Source organism: Mesorhizobium sp. WSM4887 (assembly GCF_029625865.1).
Lineage (GTDB): Bacteria > Pseudomonadota > Alphaproteobacteria > Rhizobiales > Rhizobiaceae > Mesorhizobium.
Map to the genome: position 1 here is coordinate 50,983 of NZ_JARTVP010000012.1, position 19,976 is coordinate 70,958.

At 56.7% G+C, this 19,976-nt stretch carries 12 protein-coding genes and 4 pseudogenes; 3 read left to right on the forward strand and 13 right to left on the reverse strand.

The genetic code is table 11. The features are described 5' to 3' along the window. Positions 1-470 precede the first annotated feature (470 nt). From P9230_RS27940 to P9230_RS27955, 4 genes are all read right to left on the reverse strand, one after another. Entirely contained in the window at positions 471-2,810 is a 2,340-nt protein-coding gene (locus P9230_RS27940; protein WP_063170375.1) for a penicillin acylase family protein, read from the reverse strand. A 352-nt stretch (positions 2,811-3,162) separates the two neighbouring features. Beyond that, positions 3,163-3,906 (reverse strand): amino acid ABC transporter ATP-binding protein, encoded by a 744-nt coding sequence (locus P9230_RS27945; RefSeq protein ID WP_135921822.1) that lies wholly within the window; start codon positions 3,904-3,906, stop codon positions 3,163-3,165. Between the two features lie 94 nt (positions 3,907-4,000). Further along, positions 4,001-4,975 carry an amino acid ABC transporter permease gene (locus P9230_RS27950; protein WP_063170377.1) on the reverse strand — a complete coding sequence of 325 codons (975 nt, stop codon included), beginning with the start codon at positions 4,973-4,975 and terminating at the stop codon, positions 4,001-4,003. 60 nt (positions 4,976-5,035) lie between these two features. Continuing rightward, on the reverse strand, positions 5,036-5,878 hold the full coding sequence (locus tag P9230_RS27955; protein ID WP_063169318.1) for a transporter substrate-binding domain-containing protein: 843 nt from the start codon (positions 5,876-5,878) through the stop codon (positions 5,036-5,038). A 458-nt stretch (positions 5,879-6,336) separates the two neighbouring features. Between P9230_RS27955 and P9230_RS27960 the strand changes: the two are divergent. Both P9230_RS27960 and P9230_RS27965 read left to right on the forward strand, forming a co-directional pair. Beyond that, positions 6,337-6,714: pseudogene (locus P9230_RS27960) on the forward strand (alanine dehydrogenase); the annotation flags it as partial. 354 nt (positions 6,715-7,068) lie between these two features. Next, positions 7,069-8,286 (forward strand): serine hydrolase, encoded by a 1,218-nt coding sequence (locus P9230_RS27965; protein WP_063169320.1) that lies wholly within the window; start codon positions 7,069-7,071, stop codon positions 8,284-8,286. 505 nt (positions 8,287-8,791) lie between these two features. Here P9230_RS27965 and P9230_RS27970 read toward each other — a convergent pair. Together P9230_RS27970 and P9230_RS27975 are read right to left on the reverse strand one after the other, a co-directional pair. Then, a pseudogene (locus tag P9230_RS27970) lies at positions 8,792-9,178 on the reverse strand (transposase); the annotation flags it as partial. Between the two features lie 269 nt (positions 9,179-9,447). Continuing rightward, positions 9,448-11,103, reverse strand: coding sequence for an MFS transporter (locus P9230_RS27975; protein ID WP_063169321.1), 1,656 nt, complete (start codon positions 11,101-11,103; stop codon positions 9,448-9,450). A 581-nt stretch (positions 11,104-11,684) separates the two neighbouring features. Between P9230_RS27975 and P9230_RS27980 the strand changes: the two are divergent. Next, a pseudogene (locus P9230_RS27980) lies at positions 11,685-11,851 on the forward strand (IS21 family transposase); the annotation flags it as partial. Positions 11,852-12,251: 400 nt separating this feature from the next. Here the strand turns inward: P9230_RS27980 and P9230_RS27985 are convergent. The 7 genes and pseudogenes from P9230_RS27985 to P9230_RS28015 all read right to left on the reverse strand — a co-directional run bounded on the left by P9230_RS27985 (position 12,252) and on the right by P9230_RS28015 (position 19,778). Then, positions 12,252-12,458, reverse strand: coding sequence for an SDR family oxidoreductase (locus tag P9230_RS27985; RefSeq protein ID WP_199489648.1), 207 nt, complete (start codon positions 12,456-12,458; stop codon positions 12,252-12,254). Then, positions 12,446-12,727: pseudogene (locus P9230_RS27990) on the reverse strand (SDR family NAD(P)-dependent oxidoreductase); the annotation flags it as partial. The gene P9230_RS27985 and the pseudogene P9230_RS27990, both read right to left, overlap by 13 nt. 27 nt (positions 12,728-12,754) lie before the next feature. Further along, positions 12,755-12,952: an SDR family oxidoreductase gene (locus P9230_RS27995; RefSeq protein WP_063169323.1), complete on the reverse strand. Its 198-nt coding sequence runs from the start codon at positions 12,950-12,952 to the stop codon at positions 12,755-12,757. Positions 12,953-13,691: 739 nt separating this feature from the next. After that, positions 13,692-14,585, reverse strand: coding sequence for a polysaccharide deacetylase (locus P9230_RS28000; protein ID WP_224570030.1), 894 nt, complete (start codon positions 14,583-14,585; stop codon positions 13,692-13,694). Positions 14,586-14,730: 145 nt separating this feature from the next. After that, complete coding sequence (locus P9230_RS28005) at positions 14,731-16,134, reverse strand: aspartate aminotransferase family protein (protein WP_063169325.1); 1,404 nt, start codon at positions 16,132-16,134, stop codon at positions 14,731-14,733. A gap of 13 nt (positions 16,135-16,147) precedes the next feature. After that, on the reverse strand, positions 16,148-17,626 hold the full coding sequence (locus tag P9230_RS28010) for an NAD-dependent succinate-semialdehyde dehydrogenase (RefSeq protein ID WP_063169326.1): 1,479 nt from the start codon (positions 17,624-17,626) through the stop codon (positions 16,148-16,150). A gap of 973 nt (positions 17,627-18,599) precedes the next feature. Continuing rightward, positions 18,600-19,778, reverse strand: coding sequence for a Xaa-Pro peptidase family protein (locus P9230_RS28015; RefSeq protein WP_063169327.1), 1,179 nt, complete (start codon positions 19,776-19,778; stop codon positions 18,600-18,602). Positions 19,779-19,976: the final 198 nt, after the last annotated feature.

Below are 19,976 nucleotides of genomic sequence, written 5' to 3' on the forward strand. Positions count from 1 at the left end.
CCGTCGCACTGTCAGTCTCGAATCAAGTGCTCTCCTACAGCAGATGCGATTATCGCCAATGCGTACTGGTAGCGCCCGAAGCGCGCGTTATCGGCAGCCGCCGAGGGCCGTGATGCGGCCGCGATCGAGCCTTGTAGTAACAGACGCGCTCTCCGGTGGTCGGGCCAGCACCTTACCCCTCTTCCCTATGGCCCCAAGGCAGAGCAATTGCCAATGCGGGACATCCCGCTTCTAAGTCTCCTGCAACATTATTGGAGGCCGCGACGGCCCTGCTCGTGACGATCAGGGGTGGTCGCCGCACACCAGCGGGATCATTGCCCCACAAGCGCATCCAGATTCCGGCCGGGCGTTCCGCTGTCAATATCAAAGTCGGCCGGCGGGCGCTAAAGTGTCGATCCTCACCTTGCCGCCAGGTGAGTTCGACCGATATGTTCCTGCTACAATGGTAAGCGGCCTATACTGTCGCATCCTCAACAGTCAGCGGGAGACAGGACGACCCTATGTTCGAGCTCCCTCCGTATGGACTCCTCTGAATATAACAAGGGCTTGTATTCGCCCCGTTGCCAATCGTGATTGAGGTCACGATAATGACTTGAGATCGGAACACCCGACTGACCTGGATTGTTAATAAAGAGACTGTCATCCCATGACCCAACGTCCATGATTATCCGCACTGACGGTCCTTCTGAAACAGAGAATTGGCCGCTTCGGTAACTCGAAAAATTGAGCGTTGAGCTACTTCCGCCGAGGGCTATGGCGCCCAACGACCATTGTTCAGACGTCAGTGCCTGCAGAGGGTGGCGCAAATCAAGCTTATGTATACTGCCCCATGCCCATGAGGCAGAATCGTCGCCAAATCGACATATGCATTCACTCCAGGCAGAAGTTAGGGATTCCATTATGGAATGCTTCAACTTTTCACTAGGCTCTGCCTGTTCGAGCCAAGAGGCTATGGCCGAAGGCTGTAAAGGCACGAGCAGTGCCAACACTTCATCGTCAGCGCTTTCTAAGCGAGCTACTGTCGGGCCAAGGTGTTTGCTAAGCCAAATCTCAAAGAACGCGGCGGCTGGCGAACTCGCATCCAAATGCCGGTCCCAGTTAGAAAATAAGTGCAACGCAGGCATGTTTGCAACCGAACCGAGAAGAGTGTCTAGTTTCGCAAGAATACGAACTGCTATCGGCGAATACACCGAACATTGCAGCGACATGCAGTCCCGCAACGAGATCTTCTCTGATCGTGAGAGAGTTGTATGAAGGGTATCATGTCTGCTGCTGTCAGACCACTCGTAGCCAAAAGCAGGATGCGATCTACTCCATTCCTCCGGAACATTCATTGCGTTGGCAGTGGCGACAAAACCTTTGGCGGGGTTCATCTCGAACGGCCCATCGTCCGGTGACAAATACCCTTCCCATTCGAACCGACCGTCTCCTGGAACCGGAAGCAGGCCGTCCCAATTTCTTCGGACCGGAGCCGCACCTGACGGTTTCCACGCAATTACATTCGACGTGTCCGCATAGATGTGATTAACTGAAGGACAACCCCAGTTTGCTAGACTGGAGGTGTATTCTGAAAATGTCTTAGAGCGCATTACGGCCAAGCTGGCCATGTAAGGTGCCATGCCGGGATCCATCCATACGGTTCTCAGTGCGAAGGCGCGGTCTTTTTCAGCATTTTGGTTTAAAATGGGTCCATGGCGTGTGAACTGAAGCTTTACCTCCTGGTCGGTGTGGGCGCGAACTGGAATTTTCTCGTGTATAGTCTTCACCTGCTCCCAGGCCCCTTTATATAAGTATTTATTTCCCTCACTCTTGGTTTCGTAAACATAAATATCTTCTTGGTCAGCGCCGAAAATAGTCAGACCAAAGGCGGCTGTCCCGTTGTGACCCATGGAGATTCCTGGGATCATAGGCTCTCCAGCGCCAATTACATCGAGCCCGGGCATACTCAGGTGTACAAGATACCTGATGGACGGAAGGACGTGCTTGCGATGCGGGTCTAGAGCAAGGATTGGTCGCTCCGTTGTGGTTTTTGTTGCGGATATGGCCCAGTTGTTTGAGCCCTCTTGGAACACCGTCTGCATGATCTCATCACTCGGTGTTACGCGGGTCCAACGGTCAGCTTCCTGAAGACTTGCTGCAAGTCTTTCCCTCGAGAATGAGACGGGACAGATTGCCAAGCGAAAATCCTGCAGTACTCGATCTGTCATAAAGGCGAGGTCAAGGCCCTCCGCTGGTCGTGGCGCTATCGGAGGTGACAATTCTTGTCTCAACCTGTCGAGGCGGGTACCTCGTTCCACACCTGCCAATGCCATCACCCTGCAGCGCAGAAGCTCCGAAATCGCATTTCGGGTTAGTGAGTGCGTTCGCACGCGAACGACGTCTTCGGGTTTCCAATAGTCGGGAGTGTGACCGAGGAGGCCAAACTCGGGTGGCAAGGCAATCAAACCGTCATGGCAACTGTCTACGTAGGAATTGATCCCCTCGGCAAACGCTGAGCATATCTCTTCGGAATCCGGGCCGTACGCCTGCCATTCTGCACTCATGGCTCCGCGAAATAAAAAGAGACGCGCCGCCCGATCCTGCTCCAAATATCCGGGGCCAAAGTCTCGTGACAGGAGACCGAGACCTCGTTTGCGCGCAATATCAATTTGCCAGAGGCGGTCTCGAGCTGCATTCCAACCCTGCGCGAAAAATAGGTCGTGCAAGTTCTGAGCCTTGATATGAGGAACCCCCCATTTATCAATGTCGATCGTGACCTCACTCTTAAGCTTGTCGGAGCTGTGGCGGTCGAAGGTTATGTTCTTTAACATGTGTTGATCCGTTTGGTTCACCCAAAGATGGTCGGGAATCTGCCAGAGGACGACGTCTGCAGATTGTGGTCGGTTGCGGGCAGAGGGTTGAGGCCGCACTCTTGCAACCTGATCATGTGTGGCGAGCCAATCCTCAGCGCGCCTGGACGCGAACTGGCACGGTGGGCTGCGCACAAGCTCAGCGGGATCCTACTCTCGCGCTTCCGGGAACGAGGCGCTTGCCGAGAACGCTCTGATGTATGTCAGCCAATACGTACGAATACAATATCCGCACATGTTGTCTCGCTGGCCTGAGGCAACGCATTCGATACACAGTAACTCGGTCGAACGGCCTCGTTGAAGGATGGCTCCCTCAATGCGACAAGATCTGGCTGAGAAACAATTTCGTTCTTTCGTGCTGCGGGTTTCTGAAGAAGTCGTGCGGTGTACCCTCTTCGACGATCTCACCTCGATCCATGAAGATTACTCGATCGGCCACGGCGCGCGCAAAGCCCATCTCGTGGGTGACGCATACCATGGTCATGCCGTCGCGTGCGAGTCCGGTCACAGTCTCGAGCACTTCAGCGACCATCTCTGGATCGAGCGAGGAGGTCGGCTCATCGAAGAGCATGACTGCAGGCTCCATACAGAGGGACCGGGCAATTGCGACGCGCTGCTGCTGTCCCCCGGAGAGCTGAGCCGGATATTTGTTCGCCTGTTCGGGAATGCGCACGCGCTCTAGGAATTTAAGCGCGATCTTTCTAGCCTCACCCTCTGGAACGCCCTTTATCCACATCGGCGCCGCCATACAGTTCATCAGCACGGTCATGTGCGGGAAAAGATTAAAGTGCTGAAAAACCATGCCGACGCTTTTGCGAACTTCAGCTACGTTGCGCATTTTGTTATGTAACCTAATCCCAGTGACGGTAATCTCGCCATCCTGGTGCGCTTCGAGCCGATTGACGCAACGGATCAGCGTCGACTTTCCCGAGCCTGAGGGCCCACAGATGACGATACGTTCGCCCTTGCGGACGGTTAGGTTGATGTCAGTTAGTGCTCTGAAGGCACCATACCATTTGGATACATTCTTAGCTTCGATGACTTCGTCGCTCAATATTGCATCTCTCTTGTTCATTGGCGCATCTGTAAGTGCCTTGAAAATGGCCGAACCAACTTAGACGTCTTTTTTAGCTTGACCAATGAATTCACGATCATCGCTTCTTACTTCTGGCAAAATGGTCCTCGATCCGGGATTGGACCAGTTCCAGGCAGGCGGATAAAATCCAATAAATCATTGCCGCTGTTACTAGCATCTCCATAGTATGGAAGGTTGGCTGGCCGAGTGAGTGAGCTAGATACGTCAGCTCCCAAACGCCAAGAACCGAAACGAGAGAGCTGTCTTTGAGCATTGAGATGAACGTGTTTCCCATCGGGGGAATGATAACCGGAAGCGCTTGCGGCAGAATGATTCTGCGCATTGTGAGCGCAAAGCCGAAACCTAATGACCGGGATGCCTCCCACTGGCCGCGATCGATGCTGGCTATGCCCGAACGGAAGATCTCCGTCATGTAGGCACCACTGCATAGCGAAAGCGCCAACACGCCTGCAGGCACGGCATTAATAACGTAACCTACCTGGGGCAAGCCCATGTAGATCAGATAAACCTGCATGAGAAGCGGCAGACCCCGGAAGCATGAAGTGTAGAAGCTGACTATCGCGTAAGCCATGCCGTTGCTTGACAGTTTCGCAATCGCGCCGATTATTGCGATAGCCGACGCAAATAGCAGTGACATCGCTGATACGTAAACTGTAGTAACTACCCCCTGCGTAATTAGAAATGGCAGGTTTGCCCAAATAAATGGCATGCTTAAGTCAAATGCCGCGAAGAGCGAAAGGAACAGTAGCACCAACTCAAACCATACGATCCCGATTTGGATTTTGAGCGGGACAAAACCAATCAGCACGAGGTTGAGGCAGAACATTGCGGCAATTACAAAAGCGATCGCAATGCGACTGTAAAACTTCACTTGTGCGTGATCGCCAATCACGGGCCGTAGGAGTTCGCCCATCGTGGTGCCCGCTACGTTGAAGATAAGAAAAACCGCGAGCACAATTGCAAATATGCAGCCGATAAACCATGGCTTGTGGACGAGCACCTCAGATTCAACTGTATCGTGGTAAAGCATAAGCATTTTCTTCCTAAGAAGAGGCGCCCCCGGGAAGGGGACGCCCACGATTGTGTCATGTTATTTATCGACGCTGAAATCCCCCCCGAACCACTTGACCGAGAGTTTAGCAAGAGTGCCGTCATCCTTCATCTTCTTGACCGCGGCAGCGACCTTGTCGATAAACTCCTTATCGCCACGCTCGATTGTGACAGCGCCCGGGGCGTAGAATAAGGGATCGCCAATAACCTTCAATGGATAGCCAGATTTGATTGCCGCAGCCGCCGTCGTTCCTTCAGTAATGACGCCATCGAGACGAACACCATCGCCGAGGCGCAGGTCGTCAAGCGTAAGAGAGTTAGCACTTGGATAAGCCTTCACTTGGCCCGCTGTAAATTGATATTGTATTGGCTTAGCGCCGATCCATGCCGGTGTGAGCTTGTGATTGGCATACAAATCGCCAAGAGTTCCCGCTCGGACGCCGACGATCTTGCCCTCCAGGTCGGAAGGCTTCGTCGCTTTGCTATCCTTGTGAACGACAGCGACTTCGCCTTCGTAGAAGTACATGGCCGGGAAGGCGAATTTTTTGGCGCGATCGTTGGTCGGCGTCATTTGACCCATGGCCATGTCCCAACGCCCCCCCCACTGGCCTGCCTGAATGATATCCCAGCCCGGGGTCACGAATTTGATCTTCACGCCCAAGTAGTCCGCAATGCCCTTCGCGACCTCTACATCATCACCGTCGAGTTCATGTTGGTCGTTCAAGTGAGACAAGGCTCCCCAGTCGGACCCGACCGCTACCGTCAATGTCTGTGCCGCGAGCACACGATCAAGGACTTCGCCGGCGCAAGCCTTGGCTGACAAAGACATCGACGCAACCGCCATGGAGACTGCAACTACGACCGTCGTTACATGATTGTTCATCTATAGTTCCCTTTTTTCTCGTTCTTATTTTCTTGAAAGCTACCTTCGTCGCCACCGAGAGGAGTGTCTTAGCGGTGCGCCATTGCTCCCTGCTGATTGGACCCATCCCGGTCCGTCATTTAACGAACGACACCTTATCGCTCTGCATTGTTGGCATTCAGCGAAATCGAGTTCGATGATGCAGGTTTCCTGCGAACTACCCTTGGCTTTCGCCGGATCGCTCTGGCGATTTCACAAAGCACGGATACCCTGGCCTCAGAGAGGTCGGCGAACTCGCCAACTCGCTGGACTCCGAAGGCTGCAGATTGCATCGCCACAAGACGTCTTGTTTGGAAGGATCTAAACTGGACTGGCGCGTTGAATTACACCTTGCAGGGCTGACTCTGGTCACGTGGGAACTGCGGTCCAAGCCCCTCTCTCTCCCTAATCTCGACCTCCCTAATCTCGACCTCCCTAATCTCGACGACCTCTTCGCCGGCCGTGTGCGCACCCGCTACTCAACCGTCGGGGCGCTCGAGGAAGAATGCTTCTCTGCCGACATCGTGGTCGGGGCCGTGCTGATCGCCGGTGCTGCCGCGCCAAAGCTCGTCACCCGCGAAATGATGTCCGGCATGAAGAAGGGCTCGGAGCTGGTCGACGTCGCTATTGACCAGGGCGGTTGCTTCGAGACGTCGCATGCGACGACTCAAGCCGAGCCCACCTACGAAGGCGACGGCGTTATCCACTATCGCGTCGCCAACATGCAGAGTCGCCCATGCCATTTCGCGATTTCTTGCCTTGCGAGTTCGCACGTATCCCTCTGGGTCAACATCGTTGATAGACCAGAGAATTTTTGACTCATCGTAGCTCGGACAGCGGAGACGCGTTACAATTGTCAACCCGTTCGGACCCGGTTTAATCGAGATGTACTCGGCATACTGCGCATGATGGCTCATGCCTCTTGTAGCTGGAAGCGTTCGGCAAGTTAGGTCCTACTTGCCACGCGAGAGCGGGGCCGCAAGTATGCGCCGGCCGCAATACAACGCTGATTTGCTGCGTTGTCGAGGACATTTCGCATAGAATGCGCGCCTGCCGCTGCTATGATCATAACATGTTGTGATTTAGTCCAGTCCGAACTCCCGAGGTTGGGTCGCAACTCTCGATAGCCAGCTGGCGCCGGGGGCGCCTAGGCATGAAATTGGATCCCATGTATGACAGAATTCAAACAACGGCAAACCGTCGGTAACGCGTCGGAGAGCGTACTCGAATTCGACGGACAGCAATACCTGGACGGCCGTGCATCGGATCCTCGCGAATTTGGCTGGATGCGCGGTGCGCCGCCGCCGCCAGACAAGCGTGTAACATTCGAGAATGAAACTGTTTGGACCTTTCCTCAGCTTCGCTGGTCGCTATCGCATATGCGTGAGCTGCGGCCCACAGTCCAAGTGTGGCGAGGGCGGGGCGGACCGTCGCAGCTTGAGTGCAGCAACAGGTCTACCGAAATCGATGGGCTCACGTTCGTCGACATGGACGACCGCACCAACCGGTTCGAGGAGGCGCTATTCGACACCTACACCGACGGCATTTTGGTCCTGCATCGGGGGCGGATCATATACGAACGATACTTCGGCGCACTCGCGCCGCACGTACAACATTCGTGTCAGTCAATCACCAAATCGTATGCGGGCACCCTAGCCGCGGCGTTGGTGCATGAGGGCATTCTCGACGACAGGAAGACAATATCGCAGTTTGTGCCGGAATTACGAGGTACAGGGTGGGAAGATGCAACGCTCCGCCAAGTCATGGACATGCAAACTAACGTTGCTTTTACTGAAGATTACACAAGTGTAGACAAGTCATATAGATGCGAATACCTGCGTACCATACGAAAGGAAGGGGCGCACGGCAAATTTGTCTACAAAGGCGTCGATACCAATGTTATGGCTTGGGTTATGTCGCGCGCAACGGGCCGGTCGTTCGCACAACTGTTGGAGGAGCGCTTATGGTTGCCACTGGGCTGCGAAGAAGACGCCTATGTCGAGATCGACCCGACAAACGGTATGCCGAGGGCGCATAGCGGACTCAATGTGACGTTGCGCGACTTGGCGCGTTTCGGCGAGCTGATGCGATGTGAAGGCTCGTGTAATGGCAAGCAACTGGTTCCCGCGAGTGTTGTCTACGACCTTCAAGATCTCGACCACCCCGCCAAGCCGGACCTCCCATTCGGCTATACATACCGAAGCCAATGGTGGGTATCACACGACGAGCTTGATGCTATTGAAGGTCGGGGCCTTTACGGCCAGAACCTGTACATAGCGCCAAAGGCGGAGATGGTGATTGCGCGCTTCGGGTCGCACCCCGCTTGCGACCACATTGATCGGATTAGAAGGCCGCAGATGCAGGCATTGGGGAGGATGCTCCGCGCGTAACTTGATGCACTAGACGGTCACCGCGCTTGTTTAGGAATTTCCTGCAAATTCGCGGTTGAAGAACTGGGGCGCCTACGCCGAATTCCTGCGTTCGGCTAGGGGGCAATTGGCGCAAAAGGCCTGTAGACGCTGCTACGCTTATGAAGTAAATACCAGAAGCCTCGCTTCCCATATGCATAATGCAGACCGATCTGGCTCGCTTTTGCTGAGGAAACAATGATCACCGAACATTGCATATTGATTGGGGCCGTCGCGACTTTGTATTGCGAGAATGGAACCGGTGGACCTATTGTATTCTTGCATGGTGCCGCTTTCGGGCTTATCCGTCAGCTTGACCTGAAACAAAACCCAACCCAAACATCAACGAGACCCAGGATCAGACCGAAAAATGGCCGCCTTCAAATCGGAATGCTGGCCGGAATGAAATCGGAATGACTGGCCGGCTTCAAATCGGAATCGGTGGCCGGCTTCATCGGAATACGCAGGCAATGGTATCGGCATCAGTGGCAGCGCTCTTGCGCTGCTTCTGGACGGTGAGATCGGCGGTTACCTGGGAAAGCCGGGCGACCAGCGCCTTGAGCCGCTGCTGGGCCGCGCTCGGCGGCAGCGTCGGCTGCAGCCGTTTGACCTCGCTATAGCGGGCGATGACGGCGGCGTCGATCCTGTCGGTCTTCTCCAGGAAGCCCATCGCCTCGGCGAATCAGCGTACGCTCCTCGCATTGGCCATGCCGCAGGCTACTCCCAACTCCCACGACAGCAGGAAGGGAAGCCGTTCGTAGCCGCCACTGGCCTCCATGACGACGAGCTCGACACCATTGACCTAACACCAGGCAGCAAGCTCGGCTATGCCTGCCGCATCGTTGCGAAAGCGGCCCGCCGCTCCGCTCGGCACGACATGGGTATCGAGCCAGTCTTTCGAAACATCCACTCCACAGATAGTCTTGTTCACGGTAACCTGCCTTGTGCGTGCGATTGGAGCCAAGCGACTATTCGGTCGTACGTGACGAAGGCGAAGATCCCAGGCTCACCCACGGTTGTGGCCGGAGGGGTGTCGGGCGACTTCGCCTTGCTTCGAACCGGATGGCCATCCGGTTCGAGGCTCAGTCGCTTCCATCGCACAAAGTCCTCTGCGTGCAGATACAAGGGGTTAACCTCGAAGAGTCAGTGTCGGAGAAAATAACGTGCTGATTCATCGGACTTTAGGGCCGAGCTTGTTGGTCGCTCGATAAAAAGCATGATTTTAGGCGGAAGCTGTCCTGCATGCAATTTCAGCACTTGTTTACCCAATTCCTTGTCTGCTTCCGTGAGACGATGGTTCAGGCGAAGGTAGTCGGTCCAGGTCGGCGTGCGGAATGTCTCTATCCATTGCATAGGCTCCTGAAGGTTGCGCTGGAGAGTCCAATGACGAGCGCCGACGCGACTGTGCACATGCCGGCGCGCCCGCATGAGTTCCAGGAATGCTTCGCGATTTTCCTCGGGCACTAGGTACTCGACTTTGACCACGATGGGACCGCTTCTTGGCTTGAGATTGAGGGCGACTGCCGGTGCGTCGAAGTCCTCCAAAGCATCTGGATCGGATTCGCGGCGCTCGCGAAGGGGAAACAGGAGGCCCGTGGCGGCGACCAGCAGAAGGGCTCCAGCGGAGCCCTCCAGTGCCAAGGTCAGTGAATGGTTCTGGGCCACCGTGCCCCACACCCAACTGCCCGCTGCGATGCCGCCATCGATCAATGCATAGTAAATCGAGATGGTGCGCCCCACGACCCAGCGCGGGCTTGCCAGTTGCACGGTCACGCCGACCCCGGACCAGGCGGTGACCCAGCCCGCGCCACCCATGGCGAGTGCAATTGCCGCCACTGCAATCGAAGAAGTCAGCGCAAGCGAAAGGGAGCATGCCGCGCAGGCGACGCATGCGAGCGTCATCAGCCGCTCTTGTGACAAGCTCCGTCTGAACACGCTGTTCGAGATGCCGGCGAAGACGGCGCCTGTCCCGAATCCGGCCATGAGCGTGCCATAGGCGAGCGGTCCGCCTCCCAGCTGGTCGCGGACAACCAGCGGCAGCAGCGCGAGAATGGCGATGCTCGCCAGACCAAAGAGGGTTCCGCGAGTGATCGCCGTCTTAATCTCCGACGACATCGCCGTGAAGCGTAGCCCGTCATAGATCGCCGTCCTCATCGACTCACGTGGGAGAGGTGATGAGCGAACCATCCACTTGCAGCGCCATATGGTTACCAAAGGGACCAGATAGGTAAGACTGGTTACGGCGAAAGCCGTCATCAGCCCAAAAGAGGCAACTACTATGCCACCGAGCGCCGGGCCTACGGTCCGAACAGTGTTGAAGCCAACGGAGAGGAGCGTGACGGCGGCGGGAACGTCGCGTCGGTTCACCATATCGCCAACCGAGGCCTGCCAGGCTGGATCGTGGAGAGCGCCGCCGCATGCGATCAAGAAGCTGAAGCCGAGGATCATCCACGGATCGACAAAGCCCAGCACCACAAAAGCCGTCAGCATCGCAGATGCCAATACCATAAGGCACCGGCCGGCGAACATGACCCGGCGCCGGCTGAAATTATCAGCCAAGGCCCCGGCGAAGACGGATAAGATGAACGCTGGCAGGTTTGAAGAAGCCTGAACCAGCGCGACCATCAGATCGGAAGTCGAAATCGTAGCCATCAGCCAGCTGATGGCAACAGTCTGCATCAACCAGCCGAGCGAGCTGACCTGCGTGGCGAACCAGATTGAACGAAAGCTCGGATTTCTGAGGGGCGCAAATGCTCCTGGCGAATTTGGATCGGCGACTTGGTCCGCAAGACTGCTCATCAATCTAACTCTTGCCTATGAGCCAGTTTTACATTGCTCCGACAGCCAGCAGCCGCCCAACCCGTTGAAGGTCCGAATCGGCCAATGTGCGCAAATAGTTACAACGCCCGGCAGGAGATTGAACTCGCTGCCGGGCCGATGCGCCTTGGGAGGAGGCGTAGTTGGAACCTTTGTGAAGACTTGGAACCAGCCGCATCAGGCCAGCCTACACTTACAATATGAGGATCAGACCACTCCAGGATTTTAGTGCATTGAATGGGTACTCTTCCAGCAATCCTCGCCAACAAATGCAGGAGATCGGCGTCGAGCTCCTAAATCTGCATAATATCGGTGATTCGCGGGCGAGCAGTGCAGTGGGCACATTCTCCAAGCTAAACGCTGAACGGGCTTTTTGCTTCTCAAATCGCCATAACAGGGAGAGATGGGCAAATACTACTTCAATATGCTCCCAAGGACGCTGAGTTGACTGCAGCCTCAGCAGAGCTCTCCGCGTGCCTTTTTGCGGCTCCCCGCGGTGCTCGCGCCCGCCGCGCCTGCAAAGGCTTTCCTCAACAGTCGTTCAGTTCGAGCAGCCTTTGCCAACTCTGACTCAAAAGCTGCCCGACTGGATTGACGGCCTCAGCTTCTTCGGCGGGTCACTGAGGCGATCCGTCTGCTACAACCTGGTGTGGCCAAGGCGCTGTGGTTCGCGCCGACGCTGAACGCGACCGTTGCGACAATGACCGAGCAGTACGACACTGCCATATTGATCGCTGGGAAGCGCGCGAAGGGTAAATTCAACTTGCCCACCACCGCGATCAAATGTGCGCCGGGTAATGGCGCCGCTAACAGGATCGACCACCGGAACCGGTTACCGGCAGAGTCGGTCTGCATCCGGGAATTGCAGGGCCATCCTGTGTATAGGCTTAAATTGCGCTATTCTTCTCTACTGTGACAGGCGGGAGCCGCCGTCGACGGGGATCACTGCGCCCGAGACGTAGAACGCGTCGTCCGAAGCAGGAAGGCGATCACCGCCGCCTGCTCCTCCGGCGAGGAGACGCGCTCGAGCGGATTGGCGCGACCATCAGGCGTTGGTAGCTGCGTACGTGCAGCGCTCGAGTCATGTCGGTGGGGACCACGCCGGGCGCCACCGCATTCACGGTTATACCCTACAGGCCCTGCTCGCCGGCCTGCTGGAGCGTGAGATACGCGATCCCGGCCTTGGCCACCGAATAGCCTACCGTTCCGGGATAGCCCGTAAGCCCGAGGATCGAGCTGACATTAATGATCCGCCCGCCCGGCTGGCGCATCCGCGGCCGCAACTCGCGGGTCAGGCTGATGACTGCACGCAAGTTGATATCGATCAGCGGGAACAAAAGGCATCGTCAGTATCGGCGAGCGACTTCGAACCGCCAATGCCGGCATTGTTCACGAGGACGTCGAGCGTCTCGATCCTTGCGGCATCCAAGGCGGCCAGAACCCGCCCTGCGGCGTCGGGCATGGCCAGATCGCAGACGAGCGCCGTCTGGCCAAGGCCCGCAGCTGTGTCGTGCACTTTATCCAGAACATCCACTAGCAACACCCACGCCTCTTCCGAGCCAAGCCACGCCGCTGTTGCGGCACCGATCCCGCGCGCCGCGCCGGTGACGACGACAGTGTTTCTGACCGGAGCTTAGGCAAGGCTGCCTCCGTCGACCGTAAGCGCGGCGCCGATGGTGAAGCCCGCCGCATCGTCCAGCAGATAGCCGACAGCTGTCGCCACCTCGGACGGCAACCCCATTCGGCCCATCGGATGCGCAGCGATGATCTTCGTCCGGCGCTCGACCTGTGCCGCTTCTCCCCGGGCGAAGGCGACGCCGGCCTCGGCCAACGGCTGGCGATGGTTCCGGGGCAGACACAGTTTGCGCGGATATTTCTGCCGCGTGGTTCAGCGCCAGCGTGCGAGTCATCATCACAACCGCCGCCTTGGTCACCGAATAGATCGGCACGTCCTTCGAGGCCTGCAGACCAGCAGTCGAGCTGAAGAGCACCACCGATCCGCGGCCAAGCTCGCGCATCTGCGGGATGCAGCTTGCAGATTCGCCAAATGGCCCCGACGTTGAAGCTGAACATGGCTTCGTACCCTTCACGTCTATCAGCCGCTTCATCGCACCGTAATGCCAGCGGCCGCGACCAAGCCCTCAACCGGCCGGCCAAAGCTCTCGCGGGCGAGGTCGACCAGCCCTTCCAGCATCGCCGGATCGGTCACGTCGCAGACAACTCAACGGGCACCAGGACAGGCGGCCAGAGTTTGGTCCAGAGCCTCTTGCGACAGGTCAGCCAACACCAAATCCGCTCCACCCGCCGCCAGCAGTTTGGCACTGGCCGGGCCAAGCGCGCCACCCGCCGGTAATCAGCACCGTTTTTCCGGCAAAGGTCGTGTCAATCAAGATTGTAGTCCTCCTCCAAGATAAGAACTCCCACTGTACCCGCTCTGAAAGCGAATACCGGACAGCGGATGATCCGCGTCATTCCAAATCCATTGGTGACCGCCGCAACGGTCGAGGCGCAGGACGGCTTGCGCCGCCCCAAGAACACCGCACTCTACCGGCGTTCCTGTCTGAGAGTTTTCAGAGACATGAGGACGCACGCTCGGCGACCTGATGATGTGTGGCGAACCAAACGTCACCCTTTGCTTTGGCGCGTCGAATTAATTCTTCTACGATCCAGATCCGTGAGCGATATCCAATGACGTGTGGATGCAGAGTCAGCTGAAATAAATCGGCATCTTGATAGGCCCCTTCGAACTCCCGAATAAATACAGAAAGCACGTCGTCGACTGATAAATCTGGCCGTGAAGACCCATCGGGACTCATCCAAAGATAAGTGGCATCGTCTCGAATCCATTCGACCGGTATTTCAATCACTCCCGTGGGTTCCTCGTCTTCCAGCAGCTCATAGCAACTATCATCGGCCATAAGGGATGAGTCGTATGTCAATCCGGTTTCACGTATGATCCGTAGAGTTGCGTCGGAAAAATCCCAGGAAGGCGTTCGAATTCCCGTCGGGCGTTTGGAAGTGATTTTTTCAAGAGTGTCGGCACTCCTCATCATTAAAGAGCGCTCGCTCTCTGCGCTCAGTTCCGAGTTTAGCTCGTGTATCCAGCCGTGCATGCCAATTTCATGGCCTTCATCGACAACTGCGCGTTGCTCGTCTGGATACAACTGAGCGATCACAGCGGGAACGAAAAAACTCGCCGGAACGTCGTACTTTCTCAAGAGTTCCAAAGCCCGAGGCATCCCTCGTCGGCTCCCGTACTGACCCCAGGATAATCTGCTTAGCGATCGCCCTCCCCTGCGCAATTCGTTCGACTCATGATCGACGTCGAACGAGATGGCGAAGGCACAGCGTTTACCGCCGGGCCACATTGGTCTTAGTGCCTTGCCCGCTCTGACTTTGTTGATGCGCCGCCGCCAATGGCTTTCAGGCCATTCCCAGGGATTGAGTGCGGTCGAATTGGCCACCAGTTCCTCCTGAGCAGTGTCTGCATTGAATTCCGCCGAAAACTCAATGAGCGGAACGCGGCACCAGCTCAGCTGGCAGCCCCGCAAGCCGATCAGGCCGTCGCTTGAGTTTGCGCCTTGATTACGACAAGATGGCCCAACTCATTCAGATTTTCTCACTCTCGCGAACAAGCTCATCCATAACCGAGCGCACGGCGCTTTCTGCGATTGCAACAATCTCCTCCGCCTCAGCTTTGGTTGTAACCAGCGGCGGAGCAAAGCCCAAAATGTCCCCGTGCGGCATGGCCCGAGCGATAAGACCACGGTCACGGGCGGCCTTCGAGATTCGCGCACCTACCTTGAGCGCCGGATCGAAACGCTTCCGATTGTCGCGATCGGCAACGAACTCGATTGCGCCCATAAGACCGACGCCCCGCACTTCGCCGACGATCGGCAACTGCGCGAACCTCTCCTGCAACTGCGCCTGGAAAAACGCGCCGACGTCACGCGCATTGCCGGGGAGGTCTTCTTTCTCGACAATATCGAGGACCGCGTTGGCCGCGGCGGCGCCGATCGGATGACCAGAGTAGGTGTAGCCGTGCGAGAATGCCCCGACCTTGTCGGCTCCATCCTCCAGGACTTTATACACCTTCTCACCGACGATTGCCGCTGAAAGCGGGAAGTAGGCCGACGTCAAACCTTTAGCGATCGTGATGAGGTCTGGCTCGATGCCATAGTGCTGTGAGCCGAACATGGAACCGGTGCGGCCGAACCCTGTGATCACTTCATCGGCAATCAGCAGCACATCATGTTTTTTGAGGACCGTCTGTACCGCTTCCCAATAGCCTTCCGGCGGAGGCGTGATACCACCTGTGCCGAGGACGGGCTCGCCAATGAAGGCGCCGACGTTGTCCGGGCCGAGCCGCTCGATCAACTGATCAAGCTCGGCGGCGCGGCGAGCGGAGAATTCGCGCTCGGTTTCGCCCGGGGTTGCGCCCCAGTAATGATGTGGAACACCCGTGTGAACAATCTGCGGAAGTGGCAGGTCCATGTGGTCGTGATAAAAGCTCATGCCCGTCATCGAGCCCGACACGACGCTGCAGCCGTGATAGCCGCGTTCACGGGAGATGATCTTCTTTTTGGTCGGCTTGCCACGCAGGTTGTTGTAGTACCAAACAAGCTTGGCCTGGGTCTCGTTCGCATCCGAGCCGGACATGCCATAGAACACCTTGCTCATCTTGCCCGGCGCCATCTTCACAAGGCGATCGGAGAGGATCGCAAGCTCGTCGGTCGTGTGCGCCGCATAGGAGTGGTAATACGCCAAGCGATAGGCCTGACGCGAGATCGCATCGGCGACTTCCGTGCGGCCATACCCGACATTGACGCAGTATAGGCCGGCAAAGCCATCGATAAATTGGTTGCCATGCGCGTCCTGGATGCGGATCCCCTTCCCTGTCACCACGATCGTTGGGTCGCCGAGCTTGCCAGTGGCGAAATCTTTAAGCTGAGTGAAAGGATGCAAGACCGAGTTGCGGTCCTTTTCGGTGATCTCTTTGATGTTGATGGTCATTGAATGCTTCCTTTCAGGCCGCGATGTTGCCGATGCAGAGGTATTTGGGTTCGAGATATTCGATAAGACCGTGCCTTGAGCCCTCGCGACCAAGGCCGGATTGTTTCCAGCCGCCGAACGGAATGCCCGGCCCCGTAAATTTTGGAGTATTCACGGCAACCATGCCATATTCGAGCCGGTCGGAGAGCCGCATGGCTCGGTTGAGATCTTGGGTATAGACGTAGGCCGCAAGTCCCATCTCGGAATTGTTGGCTCGCGCGACCACCTCCCGTTCGTCGTCGAAGGGCAGGATTGCAGCGACAGGTCCAAACGTTTCGTCCTTCGCAATCACCATGTCATCGGTCACATTAGCAAGCACGGCCGGCGTGACGAAGTTCCCGCCAAGCGAATTGTGCTGTGCGCCTGCTACCATTCGAGCCCCGGCTGCTAGAGCCTCAGAAACCTGGTGCCTGCATTTGTCAGCACCAGACGTCTTTGTCATCGGACCGATGTCGACACCTGGCTCCAATCCGTGCCCGACCTTTAGTTTACTGGTGGCCTCGGCAAATTTTTCCGTAAAATGCTCGTAAATCTCTCGCTGCACATAAATCCGGTTTGCCGCGAGACAGTCCTGACCGGATGTCGCGAACTTGGCTGCCATGCAACCGGCGACCGCAGCGTTGATCGGCGCATCGCCGAAAAGGATGAAAGGAGCATTGCCGCCAAGTTCGAGCGAGACTTTCTTCACTGTCTTCGCGGATTGCTCGAGAAGGATTCTGCCGACCTCGGTGGAGCCCGTAAAAGAGAACGCACGCACGTGGGTATGCAACAACAGCCGTTTGGCAAGTGGCGGAGCTTCGCCCGTGATCACCTGAAACACGCCGGGCGGAATGCCAGCATCCCCGGCAAGGCGGGCAAGCGCGAGGGCCGACAGTGGCGTTTCGGGTGCCGGCTTTACAATCATTGTGCAGCCAGCGGCCAGTGCAGCTCCAGCCTTTCTGGTGATCATTGCCGCTGGGAAGTTCCATGGCGTAATGGCGACAGTCACCCCGATCGGCTGCAAATGCACGGCCAGCCTGCTTGCGGGGAGATGGCTGGGAATCGTTTCGCCGTAAGCCCGCTCCCCTTCCCCTGCAAACCAATCTAAAAAGCCGGCAGCGTATGAAACTTCGCCGCGGGCTTCAGCAATCGGTTTTCCTTGCTCGGCCGTTATGATGACAGCCAGGTCTTCGGCGCTCTCCCGCATGCCTGCCGCCCATTTCCGCAGATATGCACCACGCTGTAACGGAAGCATGTCGCGCCACTTGAGGAACGCTGCTCTTGCGCAATGGACCGCGTCGTCAACGTCGGCGTCTGCGCAAGCCGCAACTTGAGCGATCTCGTCACCGCTGGCAGGATCAAACACGGCAAGAGTATCTGATTTGGAGAGCCAGGCGCCGTTCAGATACGCATCACCACGCAAAAGGTCTGGCCGTTTGAGCCTGCGTAATGCCGTGATTGACGTACCCCTCATCTAAGACTCCAATGGTATGCTGATGCCTTTAGGTTATTGCTGCCACAGCGCCGATCGGCAGCGCAGTTGATGCCCCTTTAGCTGCATTCCTGCAAACAGCAGCCAATTCGCGTAGAATTGGACACGGCTCACAACTTCACTTGCCAGGAGGCTTAGCGACCGCGAGCGAAGGTCGCGCTGGTCGCCGGCGGCGCGGAAAGTAGTTGGTTCCAGCGCCGATCTCCCGATCCCGAGTTCCCGATCTGGCCTCGTGGCATTAAGTTCTCGACCGACACCGATCAGGCGCACTGACGCAGGCGCAACCGCCTCGAATCTTAGACGGAACTCGCCGCAAGGCTACTTTCGTCCGGCACTGTGCAGGGTGACCGCGACCGCTTCAGACACGATGGCATCGCGGACGACTTCATTCGGAAGGAGGTCTTGGGGTCCCGAAATTGAGGTCCCCGCGATAACCCAGACATTCACTTGGTGAAGTGGTGAAGTCGCACGAAACAGCAGAAAAGGATGAAGCGAGCCCCGGGCAAAAGGCGAGCTTCGCTGCCGAGCCATCTATCGGGAACAACGTGTGCTGATGTCGCGACGTGTTGCACGGACGGGGCGGACCATACTCGCGTTCCCACCGGCGCGCAGGGTTGGCAAGAGCCCGCTTCAGGCGCGCGTAAACTCGTCCTCAATGCTCCTCAAAAGCTAAGTCCTCTTGCGTCATCCGCGCATTTGTAGAATGGGGCAACGTTCACGCCGCGCTCGCGTCACAGGTGGCTCATTTCGGCCTACGGATCTTAATCTCCGCTGATGCAGAGAACTCATGTGCTAGGCGAGATTCTCCTGTCCCAGAGGTTGGGCATGCCGCACCTCTCAGACAGCGCCGTCCTTAAGCTAGATCCGTTCATCCGCTCGCCGCAGAAACAAATTTCAACCGGCTTCGAACGGACCCAGTGAGATCGCAAAACGATTTGGGTCACATCCAAATCACCTAGTCCACGACGATCAAGCGGCGATCAACATCTGCCAATCGCTCACCGCCCCTTTCGGTTACAATAAATGATTCAGAGATGGCGGCGCCGAACCCTTCGAGCCTAACCCCCGACTGAAAATGGAAGCACATTCCTGGTTGTAGGATGGTCTTGTCGCCCGCGCGAATACTAACCGTGCGTTCGCCCCATTCCGGCGGGAAGTTGAGTCCGATTGAATAGCCGGAGCGGCCTATCTTGATATACCCGTTCCGCTTGAGGATATCTTGCCACACCGCATTAAGCTCCTCAACGACGGTACCAGGCTTTGCCATCTCGAGCACAGCATCCCCGCCTTCCACTATAACCTCAGCAAGACGCGAGACCTCTGCGGGTGGCTTTCCGATGTGGACGGTGCGGCACAGCGGCGCACAGTAGCGGCGTCGGGTGGCGCCGAACTCCATGAGAACCAGGCCAGAGGTCGGCAAGGGCTCCTCGGTCCAACTGAGGTGCGGAGCGTTCGTTTGTTCGCTAGTCTGGATAAGAGGAGGACCGCTAGAGTCGCCATATTTACCGTCCACCCCTCGTGTCTGGGCCCGGTACACCTCCGCGACGACCTCATGTTGCGGCACTCCAGGCCTTAGGTTAGCGATTGCCGTCTGCATCGTATGCGTTGCAAGGTGGCCCGCTTCTCTCATGTAGACTAGTTCAAGGTCAGATTTTATAAGCCGTGCCCAATTGACTAATTCGCGGCTATCAGAGAATTTTGCATTCGGAAGGCCTTTGACGAGATGTTGATGTGCTCGGGCAGTATAGAAGTGGGCGTTAAGCTCGACACCGATTCGATCAGATCCCCAGCCGCGCGAATTGATAAGCTCGCAAAGATCGTCAAATGGATGTAATTCTGGATGTTGAAGTCTATGATCGGAAAATGAGCTTATATTTTCTCTAGGCAGATCCGTCGTTATATAAGCGGAATTTACATCGACGAAACGTCCGAACCAGAGGGGCATGTCCGACTGGAGATGCACTAAGACCACCTGAGGCACGTAGAACGAATAGCCGTCAAAGCCGGTAAGCCAATACATATTCGCGGGATCCTGGCAGATCAGCAAGTCCAGCCCCGCTCGCTCCATCCGCTGCTTCACGTCATGAACACGACGCCGAAACTCCTCGGGCGGAAATGGCTTCTCATATTTCATCTCGTCGAGTCCTTCAAAACAGGCATTCCTCGAACGGATCAGGCATTCGTCCTGTCCGCATACTTTCTCTTCGTATCACGTCACAAGAGGCTGTTTTCCCCGAGGATTTCTTCTTGTCGCGGAAAATCTGCATTTCCTAGGCACTTGCCGTACGTTATCCGCATATGAGCGCCAAATTTTCGGTGGCTCTGCGTCTCC